The sequence below is a fragment of the Staphylococcus sp. AC872 genome (assembly GCF_979255425.1).
In genome coordinates this window covers 301,333-320,648 of record NZ_CEEDKW010000001.1, presented here as the reverse complement: position 1 = coordinate 320,648, position 19,316 = coordinate 301,333, and the positions used below count along the sequence as shown (strand labels likewise).

10 protein-coding genes and 3 pseudogenes are annotated in these 19,316 nt (G+C 30.7%); 12 read left to right on the top strand and 1 reads right to left on the bottom strand.

Annotated elements, in window-relative coordinates; all coding sequences use genetic code 11:
- Positions 1-1,689: a teichoic acid ribitol-phosphate polymerase TarL gene (gene tarL, locus ACZ267_RS01630; RefSeq protein ID WP_052772706.1), complete on the top strand. Its 1,689-nt coding sequence runs from the start codon at positions 1-3 to the stop codon at positions 1,687-1,689.
- A gap of 191 nt (positions 1,690-1,880) precedes the next feature.
- Positions 1,881-6,551 (top strand): CDP-glycerol glycerophosphotransferase family protein, encoded by a 4,671-nt coding sequence (locus ACZ267_RS01625; protein ID WP_047211083.1) that lies wholly within the window; start codon positions 1,881-1,883, stop codon positions 6,549-6,551.
- Positions 6,552-6,718: 167 nt separating this feature from the next.
- Here the strand turns inward: ACZ267_RS01625 and ACZ267_RS01620 are convergent.
- Positions 6,719-7,572: pseudogene (locus tag ACZ267_RS01620) on the bottom strand (transposase).
- Between the two features lie 242 nt (positions 7,573-7,814).
- Between ACZ267_RS01620 and tnpA the strand changes: the two are divergent.
- From tnpA to ACZ267_RS01570, 10 genes and pseudogenes are all read left to right on the top strand, one after another.
- Entirely contained in the window at positions 7,815-8,297 is a 483-nt protein-coding gene (tnpA, locus tag ACZ267_RS01615; protein WP_047211082.1) for an IS200/IS605 family transposase, read from the top strand.
- A 256-nt stretch (positions 8,298-8,553) separates the two neighbouring features.
- Positions 8,554-8,946 carry a (deoxy)nucleoside triphosphate pyrophosphohydrolase gene (locus tag ACZ267_RS01610; RefSeq protein ID WP_047211081.1) on the top strand — a complete coding sequence of 131 codons (393 nt, stop codon included), beginning with the start codon at positions 8,554-8,556 and terminating at the stop codon, positions 8,944-8,946.
- Between the two features lie 2 nt (positions 8,947-8,948).
- Positions 8,949-11,813 carry a DEAD/DEAH box helicase gene (locus ACZ267_RS01605; protein WP_463680279.1) on the top strand — a complete coding sequence of 955 codons (2,865 nt, stop codon included), beginning with the start codon at positions 8,949-8,951 and terminating at the stop codon, positions 11,811-11,813.
- 245 nt (positions 11,814-12,058) lie between these two features.
- Positions 12,059-13,411 (top strand): dihydrolipoyl dehydrogenase, encoded by a 1,353-nt coding sequence (gene lpdA / locus ACZ267_RS01600; protein WP_079448980.1) that lies wholly within the window; start codon positions 12,059-12,061, stop codon positions 13,409-13,411.
- Between the two features lie 66 nt (positions 13,412-13,477).
- Positions 13,478-14,431, top strand: a complete 954-nt coding sequence (locus ACZ267_RS01595) for a thiamine pyrophosphate-dependent dehydrogenase E1 component subunit alpha (RefSeq protein WP_002467083.1) — start codon at positions 13,478-13,480, stop codon at positions 14,429-14,431.
- An 18-nt stretch (positions 14,432-14,449) separates the two neighbouring features.
- The gene (locus ACZ267_RS01590; RefSeq protein ID WP_002467071.1) at positions 14,450-15,490 is read left to right on the top strand and encodes an alpha-ketoacid dehydrogenase subunit beta; all 1,041 of its coding nucleotides are present in this window, start codon (positions 14,450-14,452) and stop codon (positions 15,488-15,490) included.
- An 18-nt stretch (positions 15,491-15,508) separates the two neighbouring features.
- Positions 15,509-15,676, top strand: a pseudogene (locus ACZ267_RS01585) (biotin/lipoyl-containing protein); the annotation flags it as partial.
- Positions 15,677-15,892: 216 nt separating this feature from the next.
- Positions 15,893-16,783, top strand: a pseudogene (locus ACZ267_RS01580) (dihydrolipoamide acetyltransferase family protein); the annotation flags it as partial.
- A gap of 205 nt (positions 16,784-16,988) precedes the next feature.
- Positions 16,989-17,924: an alpha/beta hydrolase family protein gene (locus tag ACZ267_RS01575; RefSeq protein ID WP_079448979.1), complete on the top strand. Its 936-nt coding sequence runs from the start codon at positions 16,989-16,991 to the stop codon at positions 17,922-17,924.
- A 221-nt stretch (positions 17,925-18,145) separates the two neighbouring features.
- A complete protein-coding gene (locus ACZ267_RS01570) occupies positions 18,146-19,282 on the top strand; it encodes an FAD-dependent oxidoreductase (protein WP_079448978.1) in 1,137 nt (378 codons plus the stop codon).
- The last annotated feature ends 34 nt before the right edge of the window (positions 19,283-19,316 follow it).

Sequence of the window (19,316 nt, the reverse complement as noted above, 5' to 3'; positions counted from 1 at the left end):
TTGGCAAACAGTAAATTATATATAGATAATATTTATTGGGAAAGAGTTCAACTTTTTATAGAAGGACATAGTGAAGATATAGACATAGAACAAGGAAAATTTTTATTAAGAAACTTAATAGAAACTAAAGAATTAGAAGCAAATAGTGTTGAAATTAATGGTAACAAATTTACTTGTAGATTTAATGTAGCAATATTAGATGATGGTTACTACTTGCCTTCTGGTGAATACTTACTTATTAATAAACAAGAATTAGACTATATTGCAACAATTAATTCTAATGTAATTAAAGAACAATATAATAATTTAGATGAAATAGAACTAGAACAATATAATGAATTAGAAACGAATACGGAGAAAACAAACCTTCTACTAAAAGATTATACAAAAAACTTTAGAAGAGGAGGTAATTCAAAAAAAACAGTATTTACACTAAGTCCTCAAATTTCTAGTGAAGTTAATGAATTTGTATTTAACGTATCTGTAAAATTACCTTCTAAAAAAGAAAATAGATTATTGAAAAATTATAAAGAAATGAAAGAAAAATATAGAAGATATGCTTTTAATATAAGGAATTTTACTTTTAAAGCCATTTTTTATACAGTAAGATTTTTACACATGCGTAAGGGGAAAACTGTACTATTTACATCTGATTCTAGGTCAGAAATGTCAGGCAATTTCAAATTTGTTTATGATGAGATGTTAAGGCAAAATTTAGATGAAAAATATAAAATCCATAGTCTATTTAAACCGAATATATCTGAAAGAAGAAATTTTACAGACAAATTTAGGTTTCCGTATTTACTAGGTAAAGCTGATTATATTTTCGTAGATGATTTTCATCCTATGCTATATAAAGTTAACTTTAGAAGATCACAAGAAATCATTCAAGTTTGGCACGCAGTAGGTGCTTTTAAAACTGTTGGCTTTAGTAGAACAGGTAAAAAAGGTGGTCCATTCTTTGATTCATACAATCATAGAAATTATACAAAAGCATATGTTTCTTCTGAAACAGACATACCATTCTATGCAGAAGCGTTTGGCATAAAAGAGCGTAATGTAATACCAACAGGTGTACCTAGAACGGACATCTTTTTTGATAAATCTTTTGAAAAAGAGACTATTGAGAAAATGGAAAATTTATTACCAGAAATTAAAGATAAAAATGTAATTTTATTTGCACCTACATTTAGAGGGTCTGGTCATCATACTGCACACTACCCATTCTTCAAAATTGATTTTGAAAGATTGGCTAAGTATTGTGAAGATAACAATACTGTTGTTTTATTTAAAATGCATCCATTTGTTAGAAATAGATTACACATCAAAAATGAATATCGAAAATATTTCATAGATATATCTGATTTGAGAGAAGTTAATGATGTATTATTTATTACTGATATTTTGATAAGTGATTATTCCTCATTAATTTATGAATTTGCTGTATTTAAAAGACCAATGCTATTCTATGCTTTTGATTTAGAAGATTATATTACTACACGAGATTTTTATGAAAATTATGAATCATTTGTACCAGGTAAAATAGTAGAATCATTTGATGACTTAATAGACTCTTTATATAAGGAAGACTACGATCAACATAAAGTTGAACCATTCTTAAATAAACATTTTAAATACCAAGATGGTAGATCAAGTGAAAGACTTGTACGGGATCTTTTCGGGTCATAATTGTTTGCAAGATGTTTATATGTAAATTCAGTATTTCTATATACAATTTATAAAATAATAAAGAAAAGACATATTATGTAAAAACGCCAATTATTTTAGTGAATCTAATAATTGGCGTTATATATTATTAAGCAAGTTTGTAAAAAATCTAAAAAATACTATTTTAAATTATCAGGAAAAGGGGTTAAATCTTGAACCAATATATATTTACTACTAGTAGATTGGATAGAAATCATGGTGGCTTAACTAGTTCTATGTTGAAAAAAGTTAACATATTAAATGAAAAAATGGGAATAAAGCCATTAGTTTTAACTTTTCATTTAGATGTAAAATATGAATCAATTGTTGAGGAAATAAAAGATAGATATAATTTAAAAGAGAAAGCTATTTTTTTGAATATTAATAGCTATTTTAAAGAAAAAAACGTTGATGAAAAACTATTAAAATTTGAATTCAATATCGACGAAAATTTATCTAAAAAATTAGTGGATGGAAAAATTACTGAATATTATTCACAAAATAATAAAGTTTATGAAACTAAATACAACAATAATCAATTGAGCGAAATTAAAAAATTTTCGAATGACAAAATTACAGAAAAAATTCTGTTAGATAAAGAGGGGTATATATTTACGATAAATCATTATAAAGATGGGATGATGACTCAACAAGACTTGTATAAAAGAGACCAAACTATTTTTGAAAGTAGATTTTTTGAAAAAGTCAATAATAAAGAAGAAATAAATAAAATAATTTTATATGATAAAGAAACTATTGAATTCAAATCTTTAGAAGAATTCAAACATTATTTTATTACGCTTTTTATAAAAAAACCTTTAACATATATAGTTGTAGAAAATAGAAATATAGATCAAATAGTTTTAAATATAAATGATGATAGAGTAAGAAAAATATTTATGACTCATAGTATTCATATTAGACCAAAAACTGATATTATTCGTAAAGGAAATAGGCCAGTATTAAAAAATTTGAATAAAATAGATGCTTTAATTTTACTCACTGAATTCCAAAAGAAGGATATTATTACGCGTTTTGGGTATAGGAGTAATTATTATGTTATACCACATGCTATTAAAACAGAAACTAAAAAATTTGAAACTGAAAAAAACAATGTTGTAATAGTGTCAAGACTTCATGAAGAAAAGAGACTTGAACAAGCTATCAGAGCATTCAAAAAAGTAGTTGAGTGGTCACCTGACGCGGTTCTTAATATATATGGCGAGGGAAAAGATAGAAAGCATTTAGAAAAGTTGATTGACAATCTAAACCTAAATCAAAATGTATTTCTTAGAGGTTATACACACAATATAAATCAAGCGCTTCAAAGTGCAGAATGTACATTACTAACGTCAATATATGAAGGGTTTGCTTTAGTAGTTCAAGAAAGTTTAGCAAATGGCACTCCTGTAATTGCATACGATATTAAATATGGACCAAGTGATATGATTGAAGATGGAAAAAATGGATATTTAATTGAAGATGGAAATATTGATCAGTTAGCCCGAAAAATATATATGTATTTGTTCAAAAATGAAGATGAAAAAAATAAATTTATTGAAAGTGCAATACTCAAAGCTCAATCATATAGTTATGAGCGGTTCGCAAACAACTGGAATGATCTATTCAATAACCTAGAAAATAAAGAAGAATCTTATAAACCATCAGTAAAATTAACAAATATAGAGTTAAAAAAAACAATTTACCAAATTAGTATTAGAATTAAATTAAACACAAAAGAATGTCGAAATCCCACTTTTAAATTTTTATTTTATAAACGTTCGACTCTTCAAAATAAAGAAACTATGGAATATATAGGGCAAAATGTAGATGTTACAAAAATTGAAGATGATGTTTTTGATATAAAAGGCAATTTTGATCCTGAATTATGTACTTTTAATGATATTTATGACTTAACATTAGAAATTCAAGACTATACACAACATCATTTTATAAGAGTAGGTAATAATAGAAACCAAATCGATTTGGCTCGTTTAGGTTATAAAAATGTTCGTCCATACTATACGGAAAATCATGATAATCTTAGTTTTGACTTGAGACCTTCAACAAATAAGTATAGTAAATATAAATATTTGAAAAATGCTAAAAGCAAATTTAAAAAATTATTAAGTAATAAGTCTAGAGTGGAGCTAAGTATTGATAAAGTTAAGGTAGCTTCTCAGGTTCCTCAAACGATAGTAAAATATCTTACAAATGAGAGAACTGGAAATTTAGTAGCAGAATATCAAAATCTAAAAAATCTTCATCCAATTTTAAAAAAACACCAGAATTATTATTATAAGTTGATAGAAGTATCAGTTAAACTAAAAAAATGGAATGAGGCACATTATTATATTAATAAGATGCTGCAAGTTAATGAAAAAGATAAATTCCTTTATTTAAAGGCTATTTTATTAAGAAAATGTGGTAAGCAAAAGGAGAGTATTAATATTTTAAAAAAATTAATGTTCAATAAAAAATATGAAAAAAGCGCATGTTTAGAAATATCACGCAATTATTATGATATGAAAGAAATGAATAAAGCGATAAATTATCTAGAGAAATATCTTAAGTTAAAACCATATGATATAGATGTATTAACACAATTAATTAATTATTTGATTAAGAATAATGATAAAGAGAAAGCAATACAATATTATAATCAGTTATTAAATGAAAACAAAACTAATTTAAAAGAGGATAAACTGAGTAGTTGTTATTTAGAAAAAGGGAAACTTGAAAATGAATTAGAGCGATTTGAAGACGCAAAGAATAGTTTTATTAAAGTTACTCAATATACAAATGATCCATCAATAAAAAAATGGGGGATTGGACATATATTTGAAACGGTTGAAAATTATAAACAAGCTATCAATATGTATGAAAAAAGGTTAGAAAAAGATAACAGTAATGCAGAACTATATTTTAAACTTGCAACTATCTCCAAAAAGGTAGGTAAAATTGAAAAGGCCATCTCTTATTTTGAGAATGCTTTAGCTTTAAATAAAGTAAGATCACCATGGTACTATCAATTAGCCCTATGTTATGAAGAGTTGGAAGAATATGAAAGAGCTATTTACGCATATAAAAATGCAATTCTTAGACAACAAACACATAGACCAGATAATTATCGTCGATTAGCGTACCTGTTAGACAAAAATAATCAGAGTAAAGCTGCTTTAGAGGCATACGCCGAAGCGGAATTATTCAGAAGACCAAGCTATATGTCAAAAGCTTTATATAATAAATATCTATCATCAATACCAGTAAGATATGGACAAAGTTATAATTATTATGAAATTGATAATCAATTGATCTTTTATGAGAGTATGGGTGGCGCGGGTATTAATGGCAACCCATGGGCCATATTTGATTATATTTATTATCAAGAAGAATATTCATCATTTACTCATATTTGGGTTATCAATTCTTTTGATAATATTCCAATATATATGAGAGATAAAGAAAATATTTTGTTCGTTAAGAAAAACTCAGATGCCTATTTAAAATATATTTCTAAAGCTAAGTATTTAGTTTGTGATTCTACTTTTTCAGATTATGTAGTTAGAAAACCAAATCAAAAATATTTACAAACTACCCACGGTATATTTTATAAAACAGTTGGACGTGACAGTAATGGTAGTCAATTAGGTGTTGCAGGAAGTACACGTAATTTATTACAAGCTACTCATATTATTGCACCAAACCAATTTATGTTGGATAAACAGAAATCATCTTATTCTATTGATGGAATACACACTGGTGATTTAGCAAAAGTAGGTTATCCTAGAATTGATATAACATTAAATGCTTCTGAAGAGCAAAGAAATAGTATGGCATCAAGAATGAACTTAGAAGAAGGTAAAGGTGTGGTACTATATGCACCTACATGGAGAGGAGAAAACAAAGAAAGTAATAGTTTTGATATAGATAAATTAATTTACGACTTGAATGAACTCTCAAAAATTGATGCGAATATTTTATTTAGAGGGCATAGCATAACAAAATCACTTCTTAAAGATGTTGTTTTTCCAAAAAATGTTATCATTCCACCTAGTGATATTTCAACAAATCATTTGATGAGTATAGTCGATGTCCTTATATCTGATTATTCAAGTGTATTCTTCGACTTTATACCTACGGAGAGACCAATTATACATTATATTTATGATATTGAAGATTATGTGAGTGTTAGAGGTCTAAATATACCTACAGAAGATTTGCCGGGTTATATTGCAAAAAATACTGAAGAATTAGTATCATCTGTCAAGTATAGTTTGGAAAATCCTAAGCCTAGTGAGAAATATTTACAAAGTAAAAATAAGTTTTGTCCATATGACAATGGTAATTCTAGTGAAACTGTAGCAAAATGGTTTTTAGAAGGTGAAGTTGAAAATTTAGAAATTATATCTCCTTCAAAAAATCAAGAAAAAGCATTATTCTTGATAGGAACATTTTCTGACTCAATTAATGCTACTCAATTAATACAACACATAGATTCCACAAATAAATCAGGTATTATTACTTCTCTTTCATTGAAAAAGAGCATTACAAATGAAAAAAATAAAACAAGTCAGATAGTATCTCTAGGTTCTGATATTAATTTGATACCAAATGCTGGACCAATGGTAAAAACATTTGAAGAATTAGTAGCAATTAGAGACATTGAAATAAATCGAAAAATTAGAAATGGTAAAACTCAATACTTGTATGACAGAGCTTATTCTCGTGAAAAAAGAAGACTATTTGGGGATACATATTTTCATTACGTTTTCAACTATGAGGATAACAAAGCATATTGGAAGGGATTATATCAAATCATGAAAAGTGAAGAGGTGCAATAAGGTATATTCAAAAGAAAATTTATTAAAATAGATATTAAATTTTTAAATTAGTTTAGAACTAAAACCTAAAAATAAAACTCATACTTTATGGGTATTGTTCAAAAAAGGTTTTAATATAGTTATAAAAAAGAATGCATCTCTATTTATTAGAATTAATCGACTCTATGTCAACGTCGGTTGGTAATGAAAGAAAGAGACTGGGACATAAAGTTCTTAGCGAGTAGAAAAATGCGATTTCTATCAATATAATATAGAAATCGCATTTTTTATTACTATTTTGTTGATGCTTAATTCGTTGATCTACTACTTTTCTGATATTTTAGTGCCATTAAAACGAATCCAAGTCCTCTTTTAACTTTGTTTATACCTCGAACCGATATTCTAGTGAAATACAAAATAACCTTCATAAACCCGAAAACTGGTTCTACATCAATTTTTCTTTGATCGTAGATTGCTTTTGTTTCTGGTTCAGAAAGCTTCGGATTAATTTGAGATTTGAAGTATTTCCAGTTATAATTCTTCATTATCTTCTTATTGGATTTTGAATTAGATTTTATACATTGTTACTTTAATGGACACTTTAAACAATCATCGCACTCATATAATTTAAAATCTCTCTTAAATCCATATTTATCATACCGATAGGCATATCTTTTAAAACCTAGTCGTTTGTGATTTGGACAAATAAAGGATCAATTAATGCATCTGTTTTGGGGTTTACTCTAAAACGATTAATAGTTTTATAAGAGGGTGTTTGATTTTGTGATAACCACATCAATTCTAACGCTATCATTAAGGAGTTTTTCTATTTTACGACCAGAAAAAAACGATTGTGTATAGGCATATAATATCACTTTCAGCATCATTTTTGGATGATATGATGTAACACCACGATGGTGATTGAATTCATCAAATTCATCATCTGGAATGGTTTCGACAATTTCATTTTATCGTTTTTAGTGATAAGAATTGAAATTTCCATTGGTAGTATAAGTTGACTCATGTTATAAATTTTATACATAAGGTACATCGTTAATTTAGTTTAGTGGTATTTATTAAGTTATACGAAGGTGCCTTATTTTTTAAAGCATTTTAAAGTAAATGTACATGTCAATACGTATTATTAAATATAATAAATAAAAGCATACGCTATGCGTATGGTTCAGAAAAGGTTCTACCATTGTCACAAAAAATGCATCTCTACGTGCTAGAATTAATATTGGTCAGCCAACCAAAATAAACAACACGAGGAGATGCTTTTTAATGTCATCCGGCACAAACAGTTTAGCACATACAAAATGGAATTGTAAGTATCATATAGTCTTTGCTGCAAAATATAGAAGACAAGTGATTTATGGAAAAATCAAAAAAGATATAGGCATCATTCTGCGTCAATTATGTGAAAGAAAAGGTGTAGAGATAATTGAAGCAGAAGCATGTAAAGATCATGTTCATATGTTAGTAAGTATCCCGCCAAAAATTGGTGTTTCATCTTTTGTTGGTTATTTAAAAGGGAAAAGTAGTTTAATGATTTTTGATAGACATGCTAACTTAAAATATAGATATGTAAATAGAAAGTTTTGGTGCAAAGGATTTTATGTGGATACGGTAGGTAGAAACAAAAAAGTTATTGAAAATTATATAAGAAATCAATTACAAGAGGATATCGTTGCAGATCAAATCTCAATGGAAGAATATTTAGATTCATTTACCGGAGAAGAAATAAAAAAGAGAAAGAAAAAATAGTAACCCTTTAGGGTTGCTGGAAGAGTAGTGCAGTTGGCTGACTTGTCAGTGCCCTTTTAGGGCTGGCCAGTAAGAGAGGCTTATAGCCGAAGAACAAACCACCCGTTCACACGGGTGGTTTTGATTTTGGTATTTATGTCCCAGGCTCTTTGATTATTAAATATAGTAGTGATCTTAAATTTTCATTAGATAAATTACTATATTCAATTTATTTGATAGAATGAATATATATAAACAAATTTAAAAGGTGATAGTTATGAAAAAAGTAATAAATGTAGTTGGCGCAGTAATATATTCAGATAACAAAATTTTATGTGCACAAAGAAGTGAAAATATGAGTCTCCCGTTATTATGGGAATTTCCTGGTGGGAAGATTGAAAAAGGGGAAACAGAAGAAGAAGCGTTAATTAGAGAAATTAAAGAAGAAATGAAGTGTGATATCTCAGTCAAAGAAAAATTGACAACTACAGAACATGAATATGATTTTGGTATTGTTAATTTAACAACTTTTAAATGTCATTTAAATCAACAATTACCTACTTTAACAGAACATAAGGAGATAAAGTGGTTACCAATTAATCAACTTGATTCAATAGAATGGGCTCCAGCCGATGTTCCAGCAGTTAAATTATTAATAGAAGGGGAATAGCTATGAATAGGCTAATCGAAGATTTTACACAATCGCTATATAAAGGTTTTATCGATAAAGATGTATCGCATCAGGGTAACTTTACGCCTAAGCTATTAATTAATAATAAAAAAGAAAATGTTTTATCAACAATAGTACAAGAATTACAAAAGTGCTCATCTTTTAGTATATCAGTGCCTTTTATTACTGAAAGTGGTTTAGCTAGTTTAAAATCTTATTTATATGATTTAAACCAAAAAGGAATAAAAGGAAAAATACTTACTTCAAATTATTTGGGATTTAATAGTCCTAAAATGTATTATGAACTACTTAAATTAGAAAATGTTGAGGTAAGATTAACAGATGTAGAAGGATTTCACGCCAAAGGTTATATTTTTGATCATGACAATTATTCTTCGATGATCATTGGTAGCTCAAATTTAACTTCCAATGCATTGAAAATTAACTATGAGCACAATATTCTTTTATCAACGCATAGAAATGGTGAATTAGTTCATAATGTGAAATCACAATTTAATGATCTGTGGGACGAAAGTATACCACTGACACCAAGTTGGGTTGAAGAATATCAAGAAACGTTTGAGTATAAGTCAATAAAGAAAGTATTTGAAATACAAAAGGAACAATTGATATCTACAGAAAATTATAAAAATGCTATAGATATTCAGCCTAATAAAATGCAGAAAGAAGCTTTAAAATGTTTAGAGGCTCTTAGAAAAGAAGGGAAAGAAAAAAGCTTAATTATTTCGGCTACAGGAACTGGTAAAACAATATTATGTGCCTTAGATGTTAGGGCATTCAATCCAAATAGGTTCTTGTTTATAGTACATAATGAAGGTATTTTAAATAGAGCTAAAGAAGAGTTTAGAAAAGTAATGCCTCATATTGATGAAAAAGAATTTGGACTATTAACTGGGAAACATAAAGATATCAAAGCGAGATATTTATTTGCTACTATTCAAACATTATCTAATAATGAAAATTATAAAGAATTTGCAAAGGATCATTTTGATTATATTGTTTTTGATGAAGCGCATAGATCAGCTGCAGCCAGTTACCAGAAAGTATTTAATTACTTCACACCCAAGTTTATGTTAGGTATGACAGCAACTCCAGAAAGAACAGATGATTTAAATATTTATGAATTATTTGATTATAATGTGGCTTTTGAAATTAGATTACAAGAGGCTTTAGAAAGTGAAATTTTATGTCCATTTCATTATTTTGGGGTCACTGATTATTCACTTAACGGAGAAATAAATGAGGATGTTACTGATTTAAAGAACTTAACATCTGATGAAAGATTAAAGAACATTTTAGAAAAAACAGATTACTATGGTTATTCTGGAGAAGAATTAAAGGGTCTGATTTTTGTTAGTCGGAGAGATGAAGCATATGAGTTAGCAGAAAAACTAACTAATTACGGAATCCCTTCTGTTGGTTTGACTGGTAAAGATAATATCAATGTACGAAGTACTACAATTGATCGCTTGAAAAATGGGGGAATCAACTATATTATTACTGTCGACTTATTTAATGAAGGTATCGATATACCGGAAGTGAATCAAGTTGTAATGCTACGACCTACAGAATCAAGCATCATTTTTATTCAACAATTAGGTAGAGGATTAAGAAAAAGTTCTAATAAGGATTATGTTACAGTAATTGATTTTATAGGAAACTATAAAACAAATTACTTAATACCGGTTGCTTTATCAGGTGATCAATCTCAAAATAAGGATAATTATAAAAGATTCTTAACAACTAATAGCGAACTGAATGGTTTTTCTACAATTAACTTTGAAGAAATAGCTAAAAAAAGAATTTATGATTCTTTAGATGCTGTTAAACTTAATCAACCAAAATTATTAAGAGAAGCATATGAAACGGTTAAGAAAAGAATAGGTAAGCAACCTATGTTAATGGATTTCATTAGACAAAATTCAGTGGACCCAAGTGTTATTTTTTCTAAATACAAAAATTATCATGAATTTTTAACTAAAAATAAATATATTGAAGATACATTAAGTATTAATGAATTTAAGAATTTAACATTTTTATCTAGACAGTTAACACCAGGATTAAAAAAGGTGGATATTGATGTATTAGAAACTTTAGTCGAAGGCGAAACTTCAATTGATAATTTAATTGAAAGTATGAGATATCAAAATGATGATATAACTGAAAAAGATGTGATGACATCATTAAAAGTCTTAGATTTTACATTATTTAAAGCAACAATTGGAGATACTTATGGAAGTCCCCTTATAGCTATTAATGATAAAAACGTAGAGCTAACAAATGATTTTTCTAGTGCCTTAAAGAAACCATTATTTAAGAAATACTTTTTAGATTTGATCGATCCATCTAAATACAATAATATGCGATATCAAGATAGTGGAAATAAAATGATTATTTACAACAAATATTCTAGAGAAGATTTCGTGAAATTGTTAAATTGGGATAGTGATGAGTCAGGTACAATTAATGGATATAAAATGAAACATCAGACATTACCTATATTTATAACTTATGACAAACATGAAGATATAAGTGATAATACAAAATATGAAGATGAATTTTTGAGTCAGGATGAATTGAAATGGTATACGCGCTCTCCAAGAAAGATTACCTCTCCTGAAGTACAAAATATACTGAAACATGCGGAAGATAATGTAACGATGTATATTTTTGTTAAGAAAAAAGATGATGATGGCAAGTATTTCTATTATTTAGGTACAGCAAATTATATTGAAGGTACGGAAGAAGAAGATATAATGCCTAATGGTAATTCCGTGGTAACAATGAAAATTTCTATGCATCAAGCAGTTAGAGACGATATTTATAGATATATAACTGAAAATTAATAGTTTTATCATTCCAAGTAAGGTGAACGCATTGTTCATCTTACTTTTTTATTTCCTAAATAATATTTATTTTATTATTCTCATTTGCTCAAATATCCTTTTAGTTGTAATATGTAATTAAAGGAATAAGAAAACGCTTACACAATCTATAATATTTTCTTTGCTTTTTATTTTCTTGTTTCTTTTGGGCTTTCTTTTCATTACTAAATGGCTTTTATGAATATGATATGGAAGGGGGATGTGATATGGCAAGTAACTATGATCTTGTAGTGATTGGTGCGGGACCTGGTGGTTATGTGGCTGCAATTAGAACGGCACAACTTGGTAAATCAGTCGCAATCGTTGAAAAGCAACATGTTGGGGGAACGTGTTTGAATGTGGGTTGTATTCCTTCTAAAACGTTACTTGAGTTTGGGTCTCAAGTACATCAAATTCATGCTGCTAATGATTTAGGTATCACAACGGATCATTTGAATATTGATTATTCGCGTTTATTTGAACATAAGAACAATATCGTTCATACATTAACCGGTGGCGTAACACAATTGCTTAAGAAGAATAACGTTGAACTGATTCAAGGAGAAGCTGTGGTTAAAGATGGACTAACAATTGAAGTGAATCAACAATCACTGAAGGCGAAAGACATCATATTAGCAACAGGTAGTCAACCATTTGTTCCGCCTATTAAAGGTATCGAAGATGTAAATTATCTAACAACAGATACCTTCTTTAATCTACAGTCATTACCGAAACGTTTAGCCGTTATTGGTGGTGGTGTGATTGCTACTGAATTAGCATCATCTATGGCTGATTTAGGCGTAGACGTGACGATCATTGAAGTAGCTGATGATATCTTATTGACTGAAATTGAAGAAGTACGTGAATATTTGAAAGCACATTTGGAAGAACAAGGTGTTCATATCATTACACAAGCGCAAATTAAGCAAGTAACATCTTCTGCTATTCAACTTGAAACCGGTGACACAGTTGAATTCGATCAATTATTAATTGCGACAGGTAGAAAGCCAAATACACAAGTCGTAAACGCGCTCAATATCGATATGGATGGTTCGTTCATTCAAGTGAATGCGTTTAATCAGACAAGTAACGACCATATCTATGCTATTGGAGACTTAGTCAAAGGTTACCAATTGGCCCATACTGCAAGTGCACAAGGCGTGGTAGTAGCCGAAAAGTTAGCTGGTTTAAATCCAAAACCTGTTAATCCAAATGAAATTACAAGATGTATTTATACAAGAATTGAAGCGGCATCCGTTGGGCTTTCAGAACAACAGGCGAAAGACGTAGGTTATGATGTAGCAGTTACTGAATCAAGTTTTCAAGGTAATGCGAAAGCAATGATTAAAGGCGAGCCTCAAGGATTTATTAAAATAGTGTCAGACAAGCAATACAATGAAATCTTGGGCGCATTTATAGTGGGACCACATGCGACAGATCTCATCGGTGAAGTTTTAGGCGTCAAAGTTTCAGAAGGCACAATGAATGAACTATCTCAAATTATCCAACCTCATCCATCTTTATTAGAAGCAATAGGTGAAGGTGCAGATGCATTATTTAAAAAAGCTATACACATGTAATTTACATTTAAATTTCTGAATTTTGTGACAAAAATGTGATGTTTTGAATCGGTTAAAGGGGAGGAAATGACTATGGAAAAGGAACAAGCACGTTGGATTTATAAAACAATGAATGAAATTCGATACTTTGAAGAAAAAGTGCATAAAATTTTTAGTGATGGTCAAATTCCAGGATTCGTTCACTTGTATGTGGGTGAAGAAGCAGTTGCTACGGGTGTCATGTCATTGTTAGAAGATGATGATTATATTACAAGTACACACCGTGGACATGGTCATGCAATTGCTAAAGGTTGTGATTTAAACGGCATGATGGCTGAAATTATGGGTAAGAAAGATGGACTTGGCCATGGTAAAGGTGGCTCTATGCACGTAGCCGAAATCGACAAAGGTATGTTAGGTGCCAATGGAATTGTAAGTGGTGGCTTTGGCCTTGCGACGGGTGCAGGTATATCCATTAGAAATCAGAAAAAAGAAAATGTTGCCGTATGTTTTTTTGGTGATGGTGCAGCTAATGAAGGTAATTTCCATGAAGGATTAAACTTTGCATCTATTTTAAATTTACCAGTGATATTTGTTTGTGAAAATAACCAATTCGCTGAAGGTACAACACATGATTATGCTAGTGCGTCTGAAACCATTGCAGAACGTGCTAAAGCGTATAACATGCCTGGTGTTAGAGTGGACGGCATGGATGTGATTGAAGTGAGAAATGCTGCTAAAGAAGCGGTTGAACGAGCTAAAAATGGAGAAGGACCAACACTGATCGAATGTGATACGTATCGAAAATATGGTCACTTTGAAGGTGATGAACAAAAGGTTAAATCACCTAATGATCGTAATGCAGATAAAAATGCTACAGAAGAGTTTAGAAAAGTAGCAATCAACGAAGGTTGGTTAACGGAAGAGGAAGCAACGAAAATTGAACAAGCTGCAGAACAAGCAGTTGAAGATTCAGTTGTATACGCAGAACAAAGTGAGTTACCAGATGTCGAATCACTATATAAAGATGTATTTGCATAAGCAAAGGGGGATATCATTATGAGTGAAAATCGTAAGTTAACATTTATGGGAGCAATCAACGAAGCAATCGATCAATCAATGGAAAAGGATGACAATGTCATTTTAATTGGTACAGATGTATCTGGTGGTGCCAATGTGGAACATATCAAAGATGATGATACATTTGGTGGTGTATTTGGTGTAACCAAAGGTTTGGCTAAAAAGTATAGTCGTGATCGTGTTATTGACACACCGATAGCAGAACATATTACCTTAAGTACAGCAGTTGGTGCGGCAGCTACTGGTTTACGACCAATCGCAGAGTTAATGTTCAATGACTTTATTGGATTTGGTCTGGATCCTATTTTGAACCAAGGGGCAAAAATGCGCTATATGTTTGGTGGGAAAGCTAAAATTCCATTAGTTGTTAGAACTGTACATGGTGCAGGCGCAGGTGCAGCGGCACAACATTCACAATCACTATATAATATGTTTGCTGCAATTCCAGGTGTTAAGGTCGTTGTGCCATCTAATCCATACGACGCTAAAGGATTATTAAATGCTGCCATTGAGGATGACAATTTAGTCGTATTCTCTGAAGATAAAACACTATTAGGTCAAAAAGGCGAGGTGCCAGAAGAACATTATAAGGTAGAAATTGGTAAAGCCAATGTTGTTCGAGAAGGTAGCGATTTATCCATTGTAGCTATAGGTAAAATGGTAGCTGTCGCTTTAGAAACGGCAGACCAATTGGCTGAAAGCAATGTATCTGTTGAAGTGATTGATTTACGCTCAGTATCACCTTGGGATAAAGATACAGTATTAGATTCAGTTAAGAAAACAGGGCGACTTATCGTCATCGATGAATCTAACCCACAATGTAATGTAGCTGGTGATGTGGCATCAGTGATTGGTGATATTGGATTTGATTATTTAGATGGTCCAATTAAAAAGGTCACTGCACCAGACACACCAGTACCATTTGCAGCTAACTTAGAGGAAGCTTATATACCAAATACAGATAAAGTTTTAGATGTCGCATCAGAATTAATCGATGATTTGAAACAAGCTAAATCATAAGTATGGGGGGTGTGAAGCATGAGTGAAAATATTATAATGCCGAAATTAGGAATGACAATGAAAGAAGGAACTGTTGAAGAATGGTTTAAATCAGAAGGTGATACAGTCAATGAAGGAGACAGTATTGTCACAATTAGTTCTGAAAAGTTAACACAAGACGTAGAAGCACCAGCATCAGGTACATTATTAAAAATCAATGTACAAGCAGGAGAAGAAGCAAAAGTTAAAGCAGTGCTTGGTGTTATTGGAGAAGAAGGCGAATCAACGCAGCAACAATCTGAAGAAAATAATTCTAAAGATGAAACTAATGATGAAGCAAAAGAAAGTGATGCAGATAACGGAAATGCAAATCAAGAAGTCAAAGTTCAGCAGCCTAGTCAAGAAGACGCATCTCAAGAACAACGTCTATTTATTTCTCCATTAGCACGTAAAATGGCTGACAAAGAAGACCTAGATATTACACGTATTAATGGTACAGGTGGTAATCAACGTATAACTAAATTAGATATCCAACGTGTACTTGAAAATGGTTATGATCAAGCAGATCATAAGTCTAGCGAATCGCAACAAGATACATCTGAAACTGCAAACTTAGCAGCAGGAAATGTCGGTGAAGGCTTAAGTCCAATGCGTAAAAATATTGCTCAAAATATGAGACAAAGTCTTCAAAATACTGCTCAGTTGACGTTACATCGTAAAGTAGATGCTGATCACCTATTAGAATTTAAAGATAAATTAAAAGGTGAGCTACAAAACGCAGGGCAAGATGTTAAATTAACTGTCACAACATTACTTGCTAAAGCAGTGGTCTTAGCCCTTAAAGATTATGGCGCTATTAATGCACGTTATGAAAATGGCACATTAACGGAATATGATGACGTCCACTTAGGTATAGCAACATCACTTGAAGATGGATTAATGGTACCCGTTATCACACAAGCAGATACTAAAAGTGTTGGTGCACTTGCCAATGAAATTAAACAGTCTTCTGAAGCGGTGCGTGAAGGTAGAACAAATGATATACAATTACAAGGCGCTACGTTTACGATTACGAATATGGGGGCAAGTGAAATTGAATACTTCACACCAATATTAAATGTTGGTGAAACAGGTATTTTAGGTATAGGCGCATTAGCACAAGAAGTTGTTATGGATAACGGCAATGTTAAACAAGTGTCTCGAATTCCACTAAGTTTAACATTCGACCATCAAATATTAGACGGTGCAGGCGCAGCAGAATTCCTAAAAGTATTAGCCAAATATATCGAAAATCCATATCTACTAATTTTATAAATTTAGAAAACTTGATATTAAAATAAGGAAATGTCTTGATGTTATCTATTATAGAAACCTCAAGACATTTCTTTTTGTACTTCAAAATAAAAGAAGGTAAAATTTTTGCATTTAGGTAAATATGAATTTAAACTCCAATTATAAGTATATTTTTTATACTTATTGCAAAATAATGAAAATGAAGATAAATCGAGAGGTATTTAAAATGAATGAATTTAAATTTGACATAAATAATGAAGTGCCAATGATGACGATTAAGCCAATTTCTATTCCTACCCCGTCTAATCGTGGAGAGGAATTACAGATTAAGGTGAGTATGCCATCTGAAGGTAAGCATTTACCTATTATTTTATTTGCGCATGGATTTGGTTCATCAATGCATGCATATGAACCACTTACTGATTTTTGGGCATCACATGGATTTGTCGTAATTCAAGGGACACATTTAGATTCTAGAACAATAGGTTTAGCTCAGGATGATTCTAGACAACCAGATATTTGGCGTCATAGAGTCGAAGATTTAAAATCAATTTTAGACCATCTATCATATATTGAAGCGCAAGTTCCAGGTTTAAGTGGAAGGTTAGATAAGAATAGAATAGCTACAATTGGTCATTCATTCGGTGGACAAACGGCTGGAAACTTACTAGGTTTACAAGTCATGGACCCTGATACTAAAGAGACGACGGACTTATCAGATTATAGAGTAAAAGGAGGGATTTTATTAGCGACAGCTGGAGAAGGTGGCGACAATTTAACTCAATTTGCAAAAGACCATATGCCGTTTTTAAATCCAACATTTCAATATATGACGAAACCAGCACTTGTTGTGGTCGGTGATAAAGATCAATCGCCATTAACTCATTTAGGACCTGAATGGATGGAAGATCCTTATTACCTAAGTCCAGGGAAGAAAAGTTTATTAAAATTATATGATGCAGAACATTCACTTGGTGGTATTGCTGGATATGAGGCAAAGGAAACTACTGACGAAAATCCACAAAGAATTGATTTACTACAACATACGACATGGGCATATTTGAGACATATCCTTGATATCGAACATGATAGTTGGGAAACAGCTCAAAATATAATTAAAAATGATACAAATATAGCCGATGTTTTTTCAAAAGAAGAGTAAAGATACTTTCAGAGCAAGGAGGATTAAGCTATCTATTGAGCTTAGTCCTCCTTTTTAATATTAAATATAAAAATTTGTATTTAATGCTTGCACTTTACAAATAAAAGGAATAGAATGACAACATCCAATAAATAGTTAGATATCTAACTAAATAAACAAACAAAGATAAGCAAACAACGAGCAATATTAAATATAGTCAAAAATGCTAAGGAGTGTTGAATATGAAAGAGTTAAAACGTATTGGTATTATGGGTGGCGGACCTGGTGGATTAATGCTTGGTCTATTATTACAACAACAAGGACATGAGGTTGCTATTTATGAAAAAGCAGATCCTAATGTAAACAAAGATCGTGGTGGTTCACTTGATATTCATGATGATAGTGGTCAACTTGCTTTGAAGGAAGCGAATATTTATCAAGCATTTAAAGATTTAGCACGTTATGAAGGTGAAGACACACGCGTCGTATCCAAAGATGGTACTATTTTATTTGAAGAAGATGCTGAAGGTGAAGGCTCACGTCCTGAAATCGATCGTGGAGAACTTTGTGATATTATCATGAATCAATTAGCACCTTCTACGGTACAATATGGCTATACATTTAGTCATTTAAATCAACTTGATAATGGTCAAGTAGAAGTAACGTTTAAAGAAGGACAATCACAAACATTTGACTTAGTTATAGGTGCAGATGGTGCCTTTTCTAAAGTTCGAAACCATATTACAGATGTAGATGTAGAATATAATGATATATCAATGGTTGAATTAAATATTAATAATGTTAAAGAAGACCATCCAGATTTAGCTCAATTCAATAAAAATGGAAAAATGATGGCATTTGGTGATCATAAGGCAATACTAGGACAATTGAATGGTGACGGACGTATTAAAGCTTATGTATCATATTTAATGGATGTGAATCAATTGGATCAATATAAAGCGATGTCTTCTGATGAAATTAAACAACAATTATTACAACAAGACTTTGTAGATTGGTCACCAGAATTAAAACATTATATCGAATATGCTAGTGATGATATGCTATTACGACGCATTTATAAATTGCCAATAGGATTTACTTGGGAAAGTATTGGTAACGTCACACTGATTGGTGATGCAGCCCATTTAATGAGTCCATTTGCAGGTGAAGGTGTCAATATGGCTTTATATGATGCCTATTTATTAGCCAATGCAATCAAAGAATCTCAAGATTTAGATACTGCAGTTGCACAATATGAACAAGAGATGTATGCTGTTTCCAAAGAAAGTGCTCAAGAATCTCAAGATAATTTAGAAGTGATGTTTAGTAAAGACGCTGCAGAACAAATGACAGCTTTTTTCACTTCAGTTATGGAATAGACTTTAAATAATGAGGATTGAATAAAAAATAAAG

Bases quoted from the DNA above. Each gene is read 5' to 3' on its own strand.
- tnpA (WP_047211082.1), top strand. From the start codon at position 7,815: ATGTCATCCGGCACAAACAGTTTAGCACATACAAAATGGAATTGTAAG.
- ACZ267_RS01610 (WP_047211081.1), top strand. From the start codon at position 8,554: ATGAAAAAAGTAATAAATGTAGTTGGCGCAGTAATATATTCAGATAAC.
- ACZ267_RS01605 (WP_463680279.1), top strand. From the start codon at position 8,949: ATGAATAGGCTAATCGAAGATTTTACACAATCGCTATATAAAGGTTTT.
- lpdA (WP_079448980.1), top strand. From the start codon at position 12,059: ATGGCAAGTAACTATGATCTTGTAGTGATTGGTGCGGGACCTGGTGGT.
- ACZ267_RS01595 (WP_002467083.1), top strand. From the start codon at position 13,478: ATGACTATGGAAAAGGAACAAGCACGTTGGATTTATAAAACAATGAAT.
- ACZ267_RS01590 (WP_002467071.1), top strand. From the start codon at position 14,450: ATGAGTGAAAATCGTAAGTTAACATTTATGGGAGCAATCAACGAAGCA.
- ACZ267_RS01575 (WP_079448979.1), top strand. From the start codon at position 16,989: ATGAATGAATTTAAATTTGACATAAATAATGAAGTGCCAATGATGACG.
- ACZ267_RS01570 (WP_079448978.1), top strand. From the start codon at position 18,146: ATGAAAGAGTTAAAACGTATTGGTATTATGGGTGGCGGACCTGGTGGA.